General features: G+C 52.2%; 12 protein-coding genes. 3 read left to right on the forward strand and 9 right to left on the reverse strand.

Translation table 11 applies throughout. The annotated features are described in order from the left end of the window. Window positions 1-82: 82 nt before the first annotated feature. The 8 genes from J3P34_RS12880 to J3P34_RS12915 form a co-directional block, all read right to left on the reverse strand. Complete coding sequence (locus J3P34_RS12880; RefSeq protein WP_210465058.1) at window positions 83-706, reverse strand: chemotaxis protein CheC; 624 nt, start codon at window positions 704-706, stop codon at window positions 83-85. A gap of 35 nt (window positions 707-741) precedes the next feature. Then, window positions 742-2,373: a chemotaxis protein CheA gene (locus tag J3P34_RS12885; protein WP_210489080.1), complete on the reverse strand. Its 1,632-nt coding sequence runs from the start codon at window positions 2,371-2,373 to the stop codon at window positions 742-744. Then, a complete protein-coding gene (locus J3P34_RS12890) occupies window positions 2,370-3,425 on the reverse strand; it encodes a CheB methylesterase domain-containing protein (protein ID WP_210489081.1) in 1,056 nt (351 codons plus the stop codon). Before J3P34_RS12890 ends, J3P34_RS12885 begins: the two co-directional genes overlap by 4 nt. A 113-nt stretch (window positions 3,426-3,538) precedes the next feature. After that, on the reverse strand, window positions 3,539-3,919 hold the full coding sequence (locus tag J3P34_RS12895) for a response regulator (RefSeq protein WP_149091069.1): 381 nt from the start codon (window positions 3,917-3,919) through the stop codon (window positions 3,539-3,541). Window positions 3,920-3,944: 25 nt separating this feature from the next. Beyond that, window positions 3,945-4,445 (reverse strand): chemotaxis protein CheW, encoded by a 501-nt coding sequence (locus tag J3P34_RS12900; protein WP_210489082.1) that lies wholly within the window; start codon window positions 4,443-4,445, stop codon window positions 3,945-3,947. Next, the gene (locus J3P34_RS12905) at window positions 4,445-9,313 is read right to left on the reverse strand and encodes a methyl-accepting chemotaxis protein (RefSeq protein ID WP_246853697.1); all 4,869 of its coding nucleotides are present in this window, start codon (window positions 9,311-9,313) and stop codon (window positions 4,445-4,447) included. Before J3P34_RS12905 ends, J3P34_RS12900 begins: the two co-directional genes overlap by 1 nt. Before the next feature lie 150 nt (window positions 9,314-9,463). After that, window positions 9,464-10,213, reverse strand: a complete 750-nt coding sequence (locus J3P34_RS12910; protein WP_210489083.1) for a ParA family protein — start codon at window positions 10,211-10,213, stop codon at window positions 9,464-9,466. Between the two features lie 120 nt (window positions 10,214-10,333). Further along, complete coding sequence (locus tag J3P34_RS12915; protein ID WP_210465063.1) at window positions 10,334-10,810, reverse strand: SixA phosphatase family protein; 477 nt, start codon at window positions 10,808-10,810, stop codon at window positions 10,334-10,336. Between the two features lie 150 nt (window positions 10,811-10,960). On the opposite strand from J3P34_RS12915, the gene topA reads away from it, so the two are divergent. Together topA and J3P34_RS12925 are read left to right on the forward strand one after the other, a co-directional pair. Continuing rightward, complete coding sequence (gene topA / locus J3P34_RS12920; protein ID WP_210489084.1) at window positions 10,961-13,408, forward strand: type I DNA topoisomerase; 2,448 nt, start codon at window positions 10,961-10,963, stop codon at window positions 13,406-13,408. A gap of 147 nt (window positions 13,409-13,555) precedes the next feature. After that, window positions 13,556-14,245 carry an SIR2 family NAD-dependent protein deacylase gene (locus tag J3P34_RS12925; protein ID WP_210489085.1) on the forward strand — a complete coding sequence of 230 codons (690 nt, stop codon included), beginning with the start codon at window positions 13,556-13,558 and terminating at the stop codon, window positions 14,243-14,245. 84 nt (window positions 14,246-14,329) lie between these two features. Here the strand turns inward: J3P34_RS12925 and J3P34_RS12930 are convergent, their stop codons facing one another. Further along, window positions 14,330-15,412, reverse strand: a complete 1,083-nt coding sequence (locus J3P34_RS12930) for an o-succinylbenzoate synthase (protein WP_210489086.1) — start codon at window positions 15,410-15,412, stop codon at window positions 14,330-14,332. A gap of 77 nt (window positions 15,413-15,489) precedes the next feature. Between J3P34_RS12930 and egtB the strand changes: the two genes are divergently transcribed. Then, on the forward strand, window positions 15,490-16,782 hold the full coding sequence (egtB, locus tag J3P34_RS12935) for an ergothioneine biosynthesis protein EgtB (RefSeq protein WP_210489087.1): 1,293 nt from the start codon (window positions 15,490-15,492) through the stop codon (window positions 16,780-16,782). Window positions 16,783-16,794: the final 12 nt, after the last annotated feature.

A 16,794-nucleotide genomic window follows, 5' to 3' on the forward strand; every position in this document is an offset into this window, starting at 1 on the left:
CCAAACAGAAATAAAAGCCTTTGTATAAGCGAATGAGCCGCACGAGGCGGCTCATTCGCTTAGGGGAAAAAGATGGTATGGTTTACTTCGTGAGGAAGTTATAGGAACGAATAATCTCCAGGATCTTGATAAAGGTGTTGGTATCAAAGAACAGGAGCAGCGGCAGCTCAACCATCTGGGTATTGTTCGTGAACTGGGTGATTACAGTGAACACCAGGGGCTGGAACAGAGGATGATCGGTAAAAATACCTTTCAATGACTCCGCAATGTCATGCTTTGGCGCTACCGGCGGTGAGCCGTAAATGTTGGATTTGAGGATGTTCGCCAGCTGGGTCACCAAAGCCCCCGTGATGATGTTACTCACCTCCAGGAGCAAAGATTCCTGCATCTCGGTGAGCGGGTCGCTTCCTTTCACCGTGAGGCCCAGGCACACTTTGGAGAGTTGCTCCACGTGCAGCTCAGAGAACAGCATAAGGGTAGAGCCATTGAGCTCCCCTTTGATATCTGACTGAATTATGGTATGCGAGTTCTCATAGGCCCGTACAATCTTCAGAAGCTCTTCTGCCTCCATCAACTGTAGGTCTGGCACTTTCAACAAAACCCGGTCCTTTGCGATCACCGCAAAAGAATCCGCTGCCCTGGCCAGGCCTATGTTCAGGATTTCTTTGATAATATCCCGCTCTAGTTCATTTACTTGAAGCTCCATGAATCAGGCTATAAAATGTTGTTACCCATTGGCTGTTACCTCCTGGCAATAAAATAGCGCGTAATGGCGGCCACATCCAGTACCAGGCAAACCTTGCCCGATCCTAAAAGGGTTACCCCCGCGTAAATCTCAATAGTATTGACCGGTTTGCTCAAAGCCTTGATCACGATGTCCTGCTGCCGCAGCAGCTTGTCTACAATCAGGCCCAGTTTCCGGTTGTTGTACGTCACAATGATGATGTTCTGCGCATCACCATCCAATTGGTTTTTCTTTACGCTGTACTGGGTGATGTCATTGTTGAACAACTCCCGCAAAGAGACAATAGTAATGGTCTCCCCGTTGATGTCGGCCACCAGCAACTCCCCCACCTCATGCAGCTCGCTGGTGGGCAGTGCCACCACTGAGTCTGTGTGCATGAGCGGAATCGCGTAAAAATTCTCCTCCACCTGGCAAAGCAACGCGCCTTTCACCGCAATGGACGTAGGCAAAAACAGCGTGAACGTGGTGCCTTCCCCTTTCTTAGAATCCACCTTGATTCTGCCGCCAATGGAATCAATGGCATTTTTCACTACGTCCAGGCCTACGCCCCGGCCAGAAACCTCGGTCACTTCCTTCGCAAGGGAGAAACCCGGCTCAAAAAGGTACGAGAGCACTTCGGTGTCGCGCAGGTCCCCGGCGGCATCAGCAGACAGGAAGCCCCGCTGCACAATGGCCCGCCTTACTTCCTGCTGGTCAATGCCTTTTCCGTCGTCAATCAGTTTCAAAATCACCGTATCACGGTCATTCTGCGCCGAAAGCGTGACGTTACCCTGTGGCGTTTTCTTGGCCTTTTTCCGAATATCGACCTTTTCTATCCCGTGCGAAATGGCATTCCGCATGAGGTGCAAAAGCGAATCGGTGATGATCTGCAGAATATTCCGGTCTATCTGGATGTCAGACCCTGAAATCTCCAGGTTGATCTCCTTTTTCTCGGCCACCGCAATGTCACGCACAATACGGGGGAACTTGTTGAACAGGGAGCCCACATTTACCAGGCGGGCATCCATGACACTGTACTGTAGTTCCTCGGTAATGCGGTACAGGTGCGCGCTTACGCTTTTAAGGTCATCGTGGTCCAGTTCCTTACTGATGGAAAAGATCCGGTCCCGGTCAATGATCAATTCGCCCACCAGGTTCAACAGATGATCCAGCTTCTTGATCTGGATGTAAATGAGGTCTGAGAGCGAAAGGTTTTTAGACGTATAGTATTTCTGAACCTTTGACAGCTCAGACGTATTCTCCCCTTGCGAATTGATGATGATGTCCAGGTTCCGGAGCAAAGCAGGGCTTGGCTCCACTTCCTTGGTACCATCAATATTGGTGATCATCTCCCCCAACAGGTCAATGCCGTCAAAAAGCACGGTCACTACCTCATCGCTGAAATTCAGCTCCTTGTTCCGAATGAGCCCAAAAGCTGTCTCCAGTTTATGGGAGATATCCGCTATGGTTTCATAACCAATGGCTTTAGCGTTGGCTTTGAGGTTATGCAATAACCTGAACACCTCTGCCAGTAATTGTTCGTCTTCCGGGCTTTTCTCCAGATCACTGATGTGCCGGTTCAGCGCATCATAATACTCGAGAGCCTCGGCTATAAAAATCTCTTTATATTCCTGATCTCTCGACTTCATCCTACCAATTTCTGTTGAAGCACGTGGCTCATACTCCGGTTTGCGGCAAACCGGCTAATAATGGAGTTTATCTGCCCTAAGGGGAAAACTCCACTTACCACCCCACTTTCAATAGCCGATTTGGCCATCCCGAAAATGGTGGAGGTTTCTTCGTTCTGGGCAATCACAATACCGCCCCTGTCCACTATCTCGCGGGCACCCCTGGTACCATCCTGCCCCATACCGGTCATGATGATGCCCAGCACCTGCGTGTGGGCACTCTGTGCCGCAGAATACATTAAAATATCCACGGAGGGTGAGTCCATGGCGGCGGAAGGCTCCAGCTCCAGAAAATACTGGTTGGGCTGCAGAGACCTGCTTTTTACCCGCATGTTTTGTCCGCCCGGGGCAATCACCACTGTACCAGCGGAGAGCGTCATGCCTTCGTAGCCTTCCTCTACCCGCCAGTGGGTAAGTCTCTGCAAGCGCCGGGCCAAGCGTCTGGTGAATCTTTCAGGCATGTGCACCGCCACCAGTACCACAGCTGGTTGTTGAACATCCAGATCCCTGATCAGGTACTCAATGGCCGCAGACCCTCCGGTAGAAGCCCCTATCACTACCATGGCAAGCGGCGATTTAACGGGCGGCGCCATCTTTACCAAAAGGTGGTTATTTCTCTGCCTCACTTCCACTGCCTCTTTCCACTTGGTCTGCACTGTGGCGGGTGAACTGGTGAAATCCTGCCCTAACAATTCACGCAGCTTGGCCATGAGCCCTTCTTTTGCCTTTTCCCGTGCGGATACCTGGGTACCCTCAGAGGCTTTTACCTGCTTGCCATTGATATCACAGCTGGTGGATATAGTATAGGTGTGCTCGGCCAGTTGCTGGGAAACCATGAGAAGCAGCGAGAATTTTTCGCCATAAACGGGTTTGAAAAAAGGTACCCGTCCGCTCATGGTCAGTCCGTAATGCGTAACAATCAAGTCAGGCTTATACGTGAAGGCCTTGTGCAGCAACTCCTCCTGAGAACGGGCAGTATCCACCACCTCCAGCCGGGGCTCGGCATCAATCATACCGGAAAGCACCAGTCTTGAACGGACGGATGAATCCCCAATTAGAACTCTGATTTTAGAAGGCTGCGTTTGCTGCACGGGAAGAGACGTGGCGGAATGATTTAAATTATTGATTAGTCTTCTTTGAAAGCATTGTTCAACGCTTCCAGGACTTTGTCTTCAGAGAATGGCTTGATGATGTAATGAAGCGCCCCGTATTCAGCGGCTTCGTTCATGATAACTTCCTGGCCAACGGCACTCACAATTACCACTTTCATGTCTGGGTTGTCCTGCTTAATGCCTTTCAACACATCAAGGCCGGTGTTGTCTGGCAAAATCACATCCAGGGTCACCAGGTCCGGAATTTTTTCTTTGGCTAGCTGAAGGGCGGTCTTGCCGTCTGGGGCTTCCCCTACCACATCATAGCCAGCATCCAGCAGCATGTTTTTCAACATAGTGCGCATGTAGAAGGAATCATCTACAATCAATATTCTTTTTTTATCCGTGATTTCCATAAGTAATGAGGTCAAAAAGTAAGCACTATGATTTCAATTGCAACACCTCATCTGAGGTCAGGATCTTGAAGATGTCCAGCACAATAATGAGCCGGTCTTCATGCTTCCCAATACCTTCAATGAAGTTTTCATTGATGTTGATGTCCTGGATAAACGAGGGGGCTTTGTCTATGCTGGAAACCGGCAAAGTCAAGGACTGCGGTACTTCATACACAATAAAGCCCATGGTATAGTCTTTGGCCTCCATCACAAGGGTGTAGGAATGCGTAGGAATTTCCCCGGAAGGGCGCTCAATTCTAAAGCGCTCTTCCAGGTTCATGATGGCTATGATATCACCCCTGATATTAGAAACTCCTTTGATAAAGGATGGGGTTTTGGGCATACGGGTAATTTCCGGGGTTATGGTTACTTCCTTTACCTGGTCAATCCGTACCCCGTATTCCTCATTGCCTAACTTGAAGACAATCAGGTGCACCCTCTCCTCTGCTACTTTATCCTTTTTATCTCTGATGTTCTGAGATTCCATTAGTCAAGATCTCTGTTTTTAAGCGACTTCTTGCCACCTATTTTTTTGTCAAAATCAACGTCGTTTGCGTCATCACCGGTAAAAGAGCGCTTACGGGCACCTGGTACCGCCGATAATTTGCGCGTATTCCGGTTAGGAAAAACGAGGTTGCCATTTACAAGTTTGAAGGCAGAGATACTGATCTGCAGGTCATCAGCGATGTCATTCAGACGCTGGCTGGAAGAAGTCAGTTCTTGCATGGACGCCGACAGTTGCTTGGCGGTTCCTGCTACCTGCTGGGTACCGGAAGCCGTCTGTTCCGCAATGGCTACCACCTCTTCCACGTATTTCACTACGTCTCCAATGGAGGTTTTCTGCACTTCTGTAGACACCAGGATGTCTTGGGCACTGCGCAGTGTCTCACCGCTGGAAGTCGCAATGTTTTTAAAGGCGCCGGATGCTTCAAACGTGGCATTCTTTCCTTTCAATACCCGGCCTTCCATGGTCGCGATCGCAGCAGCGGCAGAAGAAGTATCTTTCTTCACATCGTCTACCAAGGTGCTGATCTCACTTGCTGATTTCCGTGATCCTTCGGCCAGTTTCCGGATTTCTTCGGCTACTACCGCGAAACCACGCCCCGCCTCACCTGCCCTGGCCGCCTCAATGGCCGCGTTCAAGGCCAGCAAGTTGGTCTGAGCCGCAATATCTGTGATTACGCCAAGTGATTTGGAGATTTCCTGGCTACGGGTACTCAGTACTTCAATGGTTTTGGCAGTCAATGCAGCAGAAGAAGAAATCTCTTCCATGTTACGCACCACCTCGGCCACTGTTTTCAGACCCAACTGGGAAGTTTCCTCACCCATCACCGCTGAACGGTTCACCACATCGGCTTTGTTCGCGGTTTCTTTCGTGGCCTTCATAATTTCCTCAATCAGTTTAAAGGCTTGGTCTGTTTTCAAGGCTTGGTTCTGCGCACCTTCCGCCATTTGTTGCATGGCCAAGGCTACGTCTACCGTTACGCGGTTCATCTCCAATCCTTTGGCCGCCATTTCTTCAGAAGACGAACCCACAATGAGAGAAGAATCATTGATCTCGCCTAACAGGGCATTCAGGTTGTCAACCGCCAGGTTCAAAGCGTTAGACATGGCCAGAATATCACCGGCAGTATGGATCTCTACTTTCTGGGTTAAATCACCCTCAGAAATAGAACGTACTACCCTTGACACTTCCAGAACCGGCGTTACAATGGACTCTAACAGGTCATTTAAAGTATCTACCAGTTCTTTCCAGCTTCCGGATACACCGTGTACCGTAGCACGCTCGGTCAGTTTACCTTCCACCCCGGCTACTCTGGCCACCCGGCTTACTTCACCCGCTAAGCGGTTCAGGTCTTCCACCATGCTGTTGATGGTGTCTGCCAGATCTGCCAATTCGCCTTTAGCTTCCAGGGTAAGTTTCTGAGTAAGGTCACCTTTAGATACCGCCGTTACTACTTTCACGATCCCGCGTACCTGAGTGGTCAGGTTAGAGGCCATGGTGTTCACGTTGTCGGTAAGGTCTTTCCAAACCCCGGCCACATTCGGCACGGAAGCCTGGCCACCCAACTTACCTTCGGTACCCACTTCAAGCGCCACCCGGGTTACCTCACCGGCAAAGATGTTCAGGGAGTCCACCATCTGGTTCAGGTTGTCCTTCAGCTCGGCTAACTCACCCCGCACACCCACAGTTACTTTCTGGGTCAAGTCACCTTTTGCCACTGCAGTCGCTACATTGGCGATGTCCCGCACTTGCAGCGTCAAGTTAGAGGCCATGGTGTTCACGTTTTCAGTAAGGCCTTTCCAAACCCCACCTACGTTCGGCACCGTTGCCTGGCCACCCAATTTACCTTCGGTACCTACCTCAAGCGCCACGCGGGTTACCTCACCCGCAAAGATGTTGAGGGAGTCCACCATCTGGTTCAATATATCTTTCAGTTGAAGGATTTCACCCTTCACATTTACCGTCATTTTCTGGCTAAGGTCCCCTTTTGCTACCGCAGTCGCTACGTTGGCGATGTCACGCACCTGAGAAGTCAGGTTGGAGGCCATCGAGTTTACGTTATCGGTCAGCATCTTCCAAGTTCCAGCCACATTTGGTACAGCCGCTTGTCCGCCCAGTTTACCTTCCGTACCCACTTCCAAGGCTACGCGGGTTACCTCACCAGCGAAGATGTTCAAAGAGTCCACCATCTGGTTGAGGATATTCTTCAACTCTAACAGCTCTCCTTTTACATCCACTGTGATTTTCTGGGTCAGGTCACCTTTCGCTACAGCGGTTGCTACGTTGGCAATGTCCCGCACTTGCAGCGTCAGGTTAGACGCCATGGAGTTCACGTTGTCGGTCAACTCTTTCCAGGTACCACGTACTTTCGGCACGGAAGCCTGACCGCCCAGTTTACCTTCGGTTCCTACCTCTCTTGCCACACGGGTTACTTCGTCGGCGAAGATGTTGAGGGAGTCCACCATCTGGTTCAGGTTATTTTTAAGCTCAAGGAGCTCGCCTTTCACGTCAACTGTAATCTTCTGGCTCAAATCTCCTCTTGCTACCGCGGTGGCCACGTTGGCGATGTCACGAACCTGAGAGGTAAGGTTACCTGCCATGTAGTTCACGTTATCGGTAAGGTCTTTCCAAACCCCACCCACGTTAGGCACATTGGCCTGGCCACCCAAGATACCTTCGGTTCCTACCTCTCTTGCCACCCTGGTTACCTCGCCAGCAAAGATGTTGAGAGAGTCCACCATCTGGTTCAGGTTATCCTTCAGTTGAAGGAGCTCGCCTTTCACATCCACAGTAATTTTCTGGCTCAGGTCACCACGAGCCACGGCAGTGGCTACGTTGGCAATATCGCGTACTTGCAGCGTCAGGTTAGACGCCATGGAGTTTACGTTGTCTGTAAGTGCTTTCCAGGTACCGGCCACATTTGGCACAGCAGCCTGGCCGCCCAGTTTACCCTCGGTTCCTACCTCACGGGCTACCCGGGTTACCTCACCCGCGAAGATGTTGAGGGAGTCCACCATCTGGTTCAGGTTGTCCTTCAACTGGAGGAGCTCGCCTTTCACGTCAACGGTGATTTTCTGGCTCAGGTCACCTTTCGCTACGGCGGTCGCCACGTTGGCGATGTCCCGCACTTGCAGCGTCAGGTTAGACGCCATGGAATTTACGTTATCGGTAAGCGCTTTCCAGGTACCGGCTACGTTAGGTACTGCGGCTTGGCCGCCCAGTTTACCCTCGGTACCTACTTCAAGCGCCACGCGGGTCACCTCACCAGCGAAGATGTTGAGGGAGTCCACCATCTGGTTCAGGTTGTCCTTCAGCTCGGCTAACTCGCCTTTTACCCCAACGGTAATCTTCTGGCTCAAATCTCCCCTCGCTACCGCGGTCGCCACGTTGGCGATGTCACGTACCTGCAGGGTCAAGTTGGAGGCCATGTAGTTTACATTGTCGGTCAGTTCTTTCCAAACGCCGGCAACTTTTGGCACATTGGCCTGGCCACCCAAGATACCTTCGGTTCCTACTTCCCTTGCCACACGGGTTACCTCGCCAGCGAAGATGTTGAGGGAGTCCACCATCTGGTTCAGGTTGTCCTTCAGTTCAGCCAATTCACCTTTCACGTTTACCGTGATCTTCTGCGTCAGGTCACCTTTCGCAACCGCGGTTGCTACGTTGGCAATGTCACGGAGCTGAGAGGTAAGGTTGCTGGCCATGGTGTTCACATTATCGGTGAGGTCTTTCCAAACCCCGCCTACGTTAGGCACTTTCGCCTGTCCGCCCAGTTTACCCTCGGTACCCACTTCACGGGCCACTCGGGTAACCTCATCCCCGAAGATGTTCAAAGAGTCCACCATTTGGTTGATGTTCTCTTTCAACTGGAGCATTTCCCCTTTCAGGTCCACGGTTACTTTCTGGTCCAGGTTACCCTGGGCCACCGCAGTAGTTACCTTCGCGATGTCCCGTACCTGAAGGGTCAGGTTAGACGCCATCGCGTTCACATTATCAGTGAGTTCTTTCCAGATACCGGCTACGTTTGGCACGGAGGCCTGTCCACCCAGTTTCCCTTCGGTACCTACCTCAAGGGCAACCCGGGTTACCTCACCGGCAAACAGGTTCAGGTTGTCAATGGTACGGTTGATGGTTTCGGCCATGACCTTGAAGTCACCGGACACCGGAATCTGGAACGTCTCGTCCAGGTTACCCCGCGAGATGTTCTTCAGTACCTTGCCTACCTCCAATACCGGAACGGCAATGGAGTCTACCAGGCCGTTGATGTTGTTGATCATGTCTTTCCAGAAACCGGAGGCGCTCTCAGCAGAGGCACGGGCTTTGAGGTTACCCTCCACCCCGGCTACTTTAGAGATACGCGACACCTCGCCCCCTACACCACCAATCATCTCCACCATGGAGTTGTAGGCTTCGGCTATCTCTGAAAAGATATCGTTATTTTGTTTTGTAAGGCGCACCGAGACGTCTCCTTTCTTAAAGGCGTCAAGGGCATAGAGCACGCGGTTTAGCTGCTCATTAATATAGTCTGAATCCTGGGTCTGGGTAGACTGGCGCGGCGAATTACTTTTCCGGGCCTGGTCTGTTGCTCCCACATCCGGCAGATTTTTATCTGATCTGTCTGTTTTCTCCAATGTTTTTCCTCCTGCACGGGCTTTAGCAACTGTGGATTTCCCATTTTCCACGGCCAAAGGAAAGTCCGCCACCGGGGTGGTTTGTTCCTGTATAGGCGTTTCCTCAGGCCGCTCTGGCACCGGGGCTACTGCCGGCTCACTGGCAACGGCATCCATTGGTGTGTCAGCAGTTGTCTCGGCCTCCGTCTTCCCAATCAGTTTATCCTTGTTGAGTTTCAAGTTTTTACCTAAAGCCATCTTATAATGTATTGAAGAGCGTTTTTATCTTCTGTGGCAAAAAAAGCTTGCCGGTCTGTTTATTTCTGATGTCCACTAACTCAGACATCCTCGCAATTTACAAAAAATACAAGACTTCTGAAAATGCCCTGCCTATGGAATAGTGACAAATTCCTTAGCCAATCCCAAATAATCCTTAGCCCCGTAGGATGATGCATCGTAATCTATCACGCTCTGCCCAAAGGAGGGCGCCTCAGCCAGTTTCACATTCAGCCTGATGCGTTGCTGGAAGATGTACTCGTCCACGTTCTCTTTAAGGTAATCCTCAATCTCGGTGCTCAGTTTGCGGCGCTTGTCATACATGACCACCACAATACCCTTCACCTTCAGTTTGGAGTTCAGGGTCTTTTTGATCTGCTGCACCGTATTCAGGATCTGCCCCAATCCTTGTAGCGTTAGCACCTCCATTTGCAGGGGAATCAGCACTTCGCGGGAGGCGGCCAGGGCGTTCACCGTTAGCAGCGACAAAGAGGGAGGGCAGTCAATGAGGATGTAATCATAGCCTTTCACCTCTTTTAATAAATGCTGCAAAAAACGTTCCCGTTCCTCATGGTTCACCAGGGAGATCTCCACATCCACTAACTCATTGGAGCCCGGGGCCACAAATAGCCCGTTCTTTTCCTGGATACAGTCGGTCAGTTTATCCTTGCCGGTGAAAACATCCGCAAGGGTGCAGGACGGCTCTGTAATTCCTAATGAATAAGAGAGGTTAGCTTGGGGATCAAGATCGATTAACAACACGCGTTTACCCAGTTTTTGCAGGGCGCTTCCCAGGTTGATTGTAGTGGTGGTTTTACCCGTCCCCCCTTTTTGGTTGATGACCGATACGATAGTTGCTGCCATAGGTTACAGAAAAAAGAAAAAATATTTCTTGGAGTGGTGCGAGCCGCTAAACTACAAATAATTATAAGCCTATTCTGCTGTTTCTGGCTTCTTTTCAGGAAAAAAGGCCCTAAAGCAAGTTTACTCGCGGTACACCGCCTGCAACTTGCAGGTACCCGCCCGCAAGTTTTCCCAGGAATATCCGTTGAACTGTAAATGCGCAATGGAGGCCGGGCTAAAAGACACTTCCTCATGGGCCAGTTGCGAGGCGAAAAAAGAAACGGTAGGGTTATGCCCCAATAAAAGCAGGGTATCCACCTCATCGTCCACGCCGTGCACCAGGTCCAGCAGGTCGCGCTCAGAACCGTAATAGATCACGCGCTCCATCTGCACGGGCACTTTCTGCCCCAGGCTTTCCAAAAGATTCTCAAGCGTCAGCTGGGTCCTGAGGGAGCTGCTGCACAGGATCAATTCCGGCACCAGGCCTTGCTGTTTGAGCCAAAGGCCGGCCTCTCCGGCCTGCCGCTGACCAAATAAGGTGATTTCCCGGTCAAAATCTGATTGCTCAACCGCTTTGTCTGCCGCGGTGGCATGCCGCATTAATAGGAGATTCTTCATGCGATAAGTATACTTAAAAACTTTTTTACCCCCCTAAGGTATATTCTTTTACCTCATGGGAACAATCGGCATAAAGATAGTGGTTGGATTGTCTCAAAAAATTACTACATCTTTGAAAAAATTTTGGGCACTGCTTTGCTCTATTCCCATATGATAAAAAACTTAGTGATTGTGGAGTCGCCGGCTAAGGCCAAGACCATTGAAGGGTACCTGGGGAAGGATTTTATTGTAAAATCCAGCTTCGGGCACGTGCGCGACCTCCCCAAAGACAATAACGCCATTGACATCCAGAACGGCTTCAAGCCCACCTACGTGGTCAGCCCCGATAAAAAGGAAGTGATCGCGCAGCTTAAAAAATTAGCGAAGGAGGCCGAGACGGTGTGGTTAGCATCCGATGAGGACCGCGAGGGAGAAGCTATTTCCTGGCACTTGTCTGAGGCCCTGAACCTCAATGAGGCCAAAACGCGCCGCATTGTGTTCCGGGAAATCACCAAGAACGCCATTCTGAACGCCATTGAGAACCCACGCTCCATTGACACCAACCTGGTGAATGCCCAGCAGGCCCGCCGCGTGCTGGACCGCCTGGTGGGTTTTGAGTTAAGCCCGGTGCTCTGGAAGAAAATAAAGACCGGCCTTTCTGCCGGGCGTGTGCAGTCGGTGGCTGTGCGTGTGGTAGTGGAGCGCGAACGCGAGATTGAGCGCCATAAAGCGGTCTCTGCCTACAAGGTGGTGGCCCAGTTTGACGCAGGTGGCAAACGCATGGAGGCGGAACTGAATACTCGTTTCAAAACCCAGGCCGAGGCGGAGGATTTCCTCAAGCGTTGCATTGGCGCTTCTTACTCTATTGAGAGTCTGGAGAAAAAACCTACTAAACGCAGTCCCGCGCCACCGTTTACCACCTCTACCCTGCAGCAGGAGGCTAGCCGCAAGCTGTCATTCTCCGTGGCGCAGACCATGACGGTGGCCCAACGCCTGTATGAGGCCGGTAAGATCTCCTACATGCGTACCGACTCGGTGAACCTCTCGCAGGATGCCATCAATGCAGCCGCGGCGGAGATTTCGCGCTCTTTTGGCGAAAACTACGTGAAAACGCGCCAGTACAAGACCAAATCGAAATCTGCGCAAGAGGCCCACGAATCCATTAGGCCCACGGACTTTGCCGCCATCCAGGTGAGTTCTGACCGCAACGAGCAGCGCTTGTATGACCTGATCCGTAAGCGCGCCATTGCCTCGCAGATGGCCGATGCCGAGATCGAGAAAACCACTGCTACCATCAACATTAGCGGTCAGCCAGAGAAATTAGTAGCTACCGGCGAGGTAATCCGCTTTGAGGGTTTCCTGAAAGTGTACACCGAGTCTACCGACGATGACGACGCTGCCGACGATGACGTAAAAGGCATGCTGCCGCCGTTAACCGAAGGCCAGGCTCTGAACCTGCAGCGCCTGCAGGCCACGGAGCGTTTCAGCCGTCCGGCTCCCCGTTACACCGAGGCCAGCCTGGTGAAGAAACTGGAGGAAATGGGCATCGGGCGCCCGTCTACCTATGCGCCTACCATCTCCACTATCCAGAAGCGCGGCTACGTGGAAAAAGACAATCGAGAGGGAAAAGAAAGAGCCTACAACGTGCTCACCCTGGAGAACGGCCAAATCTCTACCCAGAAGAAAACCGAGATGGCCGGTGCCGAAAAAGCCAAGCTTTTCCCCACCGACATCGCCATGGTGGTGACCGACTTTCTGGTATCCCATTTCGAGAGCGTGATTGATTATTCCTTCACCGCCCGCGTAGAGGAAGAATTTGATGAGATTGCCGCCGGTAAAAAGCAGTGGGACAAGATGCTGGACAACTTCTACTCAAGTTTCCATCAAACCATTGAGACCAGTGCCAACGTGGAGCGCTCCACCGTGAGCGGCGCCCGTGAACTGGGCGTGGATCCTGTCTCCGGCATGAAAGTAATTGCCAAGTTAGGCCGCTTTGGACCGTACGTGCAGTTGGGCGAGGAAGTGGAAGGTACCGATGCAAAACCTGTGTACGCCAGCCTGCGCAAAGGGACCTTTATTGAGTCTATCACCCTGGAGCAAGCCTTGGAATTGTTCAAGCTGCCGCGTGTTGTGGGTGAGTTTGAAGGCAAGGACATGAAAGCCGCTATCGGGAGGTTTGGACCTTACATCCAACACAACAGCAAGTTCTACTCGCTGCCCAAAGACCTGGATCCGCTGCTGGTGACTGAGCCCGAGGCCATCACCTTGATTGAAGCCAAGCGCAAAGCCGATGCCGAGAAGATGATCAAAACGTTCCCGGAAAACCCAGAGGTAACGGTGCTGAACGGCCGTTTTGGGCCTTACATCTGCGTGGGCAAGAAGAACGTGAAAATTCCCAAAGGTCAGGAGCCTTCTGAGTTGACCCTGCAGCAATGCCTGGAACTGGCTGAAGCTACTCCGGATAAACCAGCGCGGGGCGGATTCAAGAAGAAAGCGGCCCCGGCCGCCGATGCTACCGCCGCTAAAAAGACGGCGGCTAAGAAGCCGGCCGCCAAAAAAGCCACTGGTACCAAAGGAACAACCACCAAGAAAGCCGCTCCCAAAAAGAAAGCGGAGTAAAAGTAGAACACCGGAAAAAGCCTGACAGAATAAATGGACTGAGCCCCGTTTTGGGTTTGTTTTTAAAGAAACAGGCCTAAAGCGGGGCTCTTCTTTTTCAAAGTTTTCCGTATTTTAGGCTTGTGGCACTTTCTACCAGCGGCTAAAATGAAACAGAAAATAGTGGTATTGACCGGCGCCGGCATCAGCGCCGAGAGTGGTTTGGCAACTTTCCGGGACGCAAACGGGCTCTGGGAAGGACATGACGTAATGGAAGTGGCCTCGCCGGAAGGTTGGCGGAAAAACCCCAAACTAGTGCTGGACTTCTACAACCAGCGCCGGAAGAGCGCTTTGGGCGTAGAACCCAACGCAGCCCACAAAGCCCTGGTAGACCTTGAGCAGAAATATGACGTGCAGATTATCACCCAGAACGTGGATGACCTGCACGAGCGCGCCGGCTCTTCCAATATCCTCCACCTGCACGGCAAACTCTTTGAAAGCCGCAGCACCAAAGACGAGAACCTGGTTTACCCCATGACGGGCTGGGAACTAAACTTGGGCGATCTCTGCGAAAAAGGCTCCCAGCTGCGGCCCAACATTGTCTGGTTCGGGGAGGCCGTGCCGCTCATAGAAAAGGCTGCCGAGGAAACCATGCACGCAGATTACCTGCTCATCGTAGGCACCTCGCTGCAGGTATATCCCGCCGCCGGGTTGATTTCGTACGCCCCGCATGATACTCCCATCTACCTCATTGACCCCAATACTCCGCCCATTTCGCACCGCCGCAACTTCACCATTATCCAGGAGAAAGCTACTGTGGGCGTACCTAAATTGGTCAAGAAACTGCTTGGAGAATAGTCATCGTTTTGGCTCTTTTTGAAAAAATCGGCTCAAAAAAGCACTCACTCACTCACTCACTCACTCACTCACTCACTCACTCACTCACTCACCATCCGGTAATTCCCAGGTTTTCTCCGGGTTATACCAGAGTTCCTCTCCCCTGATCTCCAGTGGCGAGGCGAAGTTGTTTTGGTAAAGCTGGCCGGTTCCCAGGCCCTGCGGCAATGGGTTATTTAGGTCAGAGGCGAACTGGGCAATGGCGTTCAGCCCGATGTTTGATTCCAGCGCCGAGGTAAGCCACCAGTCAATGCCTAAGGAGGTAGCTACCTGTATCCATTCGCGGCTACTCACTAAACCGCCCACCAGCGTGGGCTTGATGATAATGTACTGGGGCCTGATCAGGTTGAGCAGATTCCATTTGTTTTCCTCGCCGGAGATGCCAATCAGTTCCTCGTCCAGGGCAATGGGAAAAGGCGACACCTCGCACAGTAGCTTCATCTCCTCCAATTGACCTGCCTTGATGGGTTGCTCCAGCGAGTGAATGTGGAAGGCGGCCAGGTCCCGAAGCTTTTCCTCGGCATTGGCGGGTGAGAAAGCGCCGTTAGCATCCAGCCGCAGTTCCAGGTCATCGGGACCGGCGATGCTTCTTATCTCCTTCAGGATCTTTAATTCCTGGGCAAAGTCTAAGCCTCCAATTTTCAGTTTAAGGCACTTGAAGCCCTGGGCCATCTTTTTCTCAATCTGCTCCCGCATAAACGCCGGATCACCCATCCAGATGAGTCCGTTTATTCTTATGCCTTTCTCAGACCGGGAGTAGGGGGTGTTGTACAGCATCCGTTTGGCGCCGCGCAGGTAGTCAACCCAAGCCGTTTCTGCGGCAAAGCAGATAGAGGGCCAGGCGCCGAGGGTTTGCCAGAAAGCCAGAGACTCCTCCGTTTCAGGTGCCTCCAGTTGCAGGTCGTTGTACTTCTGGCAGATGCGTACCAGCAACTTGTGGAAGGTAGGAGAATAATCGGGGCTGAGGCCCGGCAGCGGCGAGCATTCACCCCAGCCCTGCACCTCAGGTGCATCGGTGTGGTGCACCCGTATGTAATGCGCCAGGTGGGTTTGCATGGCGCCGCGCGAGGTGCGGGCATCAAACTTAAAGGACAGTTCCCGTAAAAACGGAGTTAAAACAAAAGGCATATACTTTTTATCTCGCAGGTGAAGGTACAACCTTTCGGTTTATTTTTAGTTTAGTAGGGGTAAATACGATAATTCCCATGGCTTCCTCCACACTGAACGGCGTCACTGATTTGCTGATCCGTTACCGGGCTATCCGGCAGCAGACCGAAAACATTTGCGCTCCCCTCACCCCCGAGGATACCGTGATGCAACCCATGGCCGATGTGAGTCCGCCTAAGTGGCACCTGGGGCACACCACCTGGTTTTTTGAGACGTTTATCCTGCTTCCAAACCTACCAGAGTACCGGGCCTTCCATCCGCAGTACGCCTTCTTTTTCAATTCCTACTATAACAGCATGGGCAGCCGCATCGCGCGCTCAGACCGGGGCACTTTGTCGCGGCCGCCGCTGGAGGACATCTACGCTTACCGCCGGCACGTGGATGCAGAAATGGAAAAGGTGTTATGGAACGAGGAGCTTTTGCAAAACGCGCAATTAGCCGCGGTGATGGAACTGGGCATGCAGCATGAGCAACAGCACCAGGAACTGCTCCTCACCGATATCAAATACATCCTGAGCTGCAACCCGCTGCTACCCGCCTATCAACCCAAAGAAGCAATCGTTTCCGGCTCCTTTTCCCCAAGGAAGCCCCAAAACGAGTGGAGCACCGTACCGGCTGGCCTCTACACCATCGGGTACCAGGGCAATGGCTTTTGCTTTGACAATGAACAGCAGCCGCACCAGGTCTACCTCGCCGAGTTCCAGGCCCGCCGCTCCCTGGTTACCAATGCCGAGTACCTCGCCTTCATGGAAGCCGGCGGCTACACCGAATTTTCTTACTGGCTGGATGAAGGCTGGCAACTCTGTCAACAACATGGATGGCAAGCGCCTTTGTATTGGACCCAGCAAGACGGGGAATGGTATCATTTCACCTTGCACGGTCTGGAGAAAGTTGACCCTGAGGCCCCCGTAACACACATCAGCTTTTACGAAGCACTGGCCTATGCGAACTGGAGCGGGCACCGGCTCCTTACCGAGTTTGAGTGGGAGGCGCTGGCACAGCTCCATGCCAATCCAATAAAGGAAGGCAATTTTATGGAAAGCGGCTTGTACCATCCGGTGCCGGGCACCTTCCCAGATGATTCTGAACAGGCAGCGCAACTCCTGGGCAATACCTGGGAATGGACTTACAGCGGCTATTTTCCGTATCCGGGGTTTGTGACGGCGCCTGGCGCCATTGGCGAGTACAACGGCAAATTCATGGTGAACCAGATGGTCCTGCGCGGAGGCTCATGCGCCACGCCACAAAGCCATATCAGGCCCACCTACCGTAACTTTTTCCACGCCGATAAGCGCTGGCAGTTCACCGGCATCAGGCTGGCCAAAAGATAAACTACAACTAAA

Source organism: Rufibacter aurantiacus, assembly GCF_017916345.1.
Classification (GTDB): domain Bacteria; phylum Bacteroidota; class Bacteroidia; order Cytophagales; family Hymenobacteraceae; genus Nibribacter; species Nibribacter roseolus.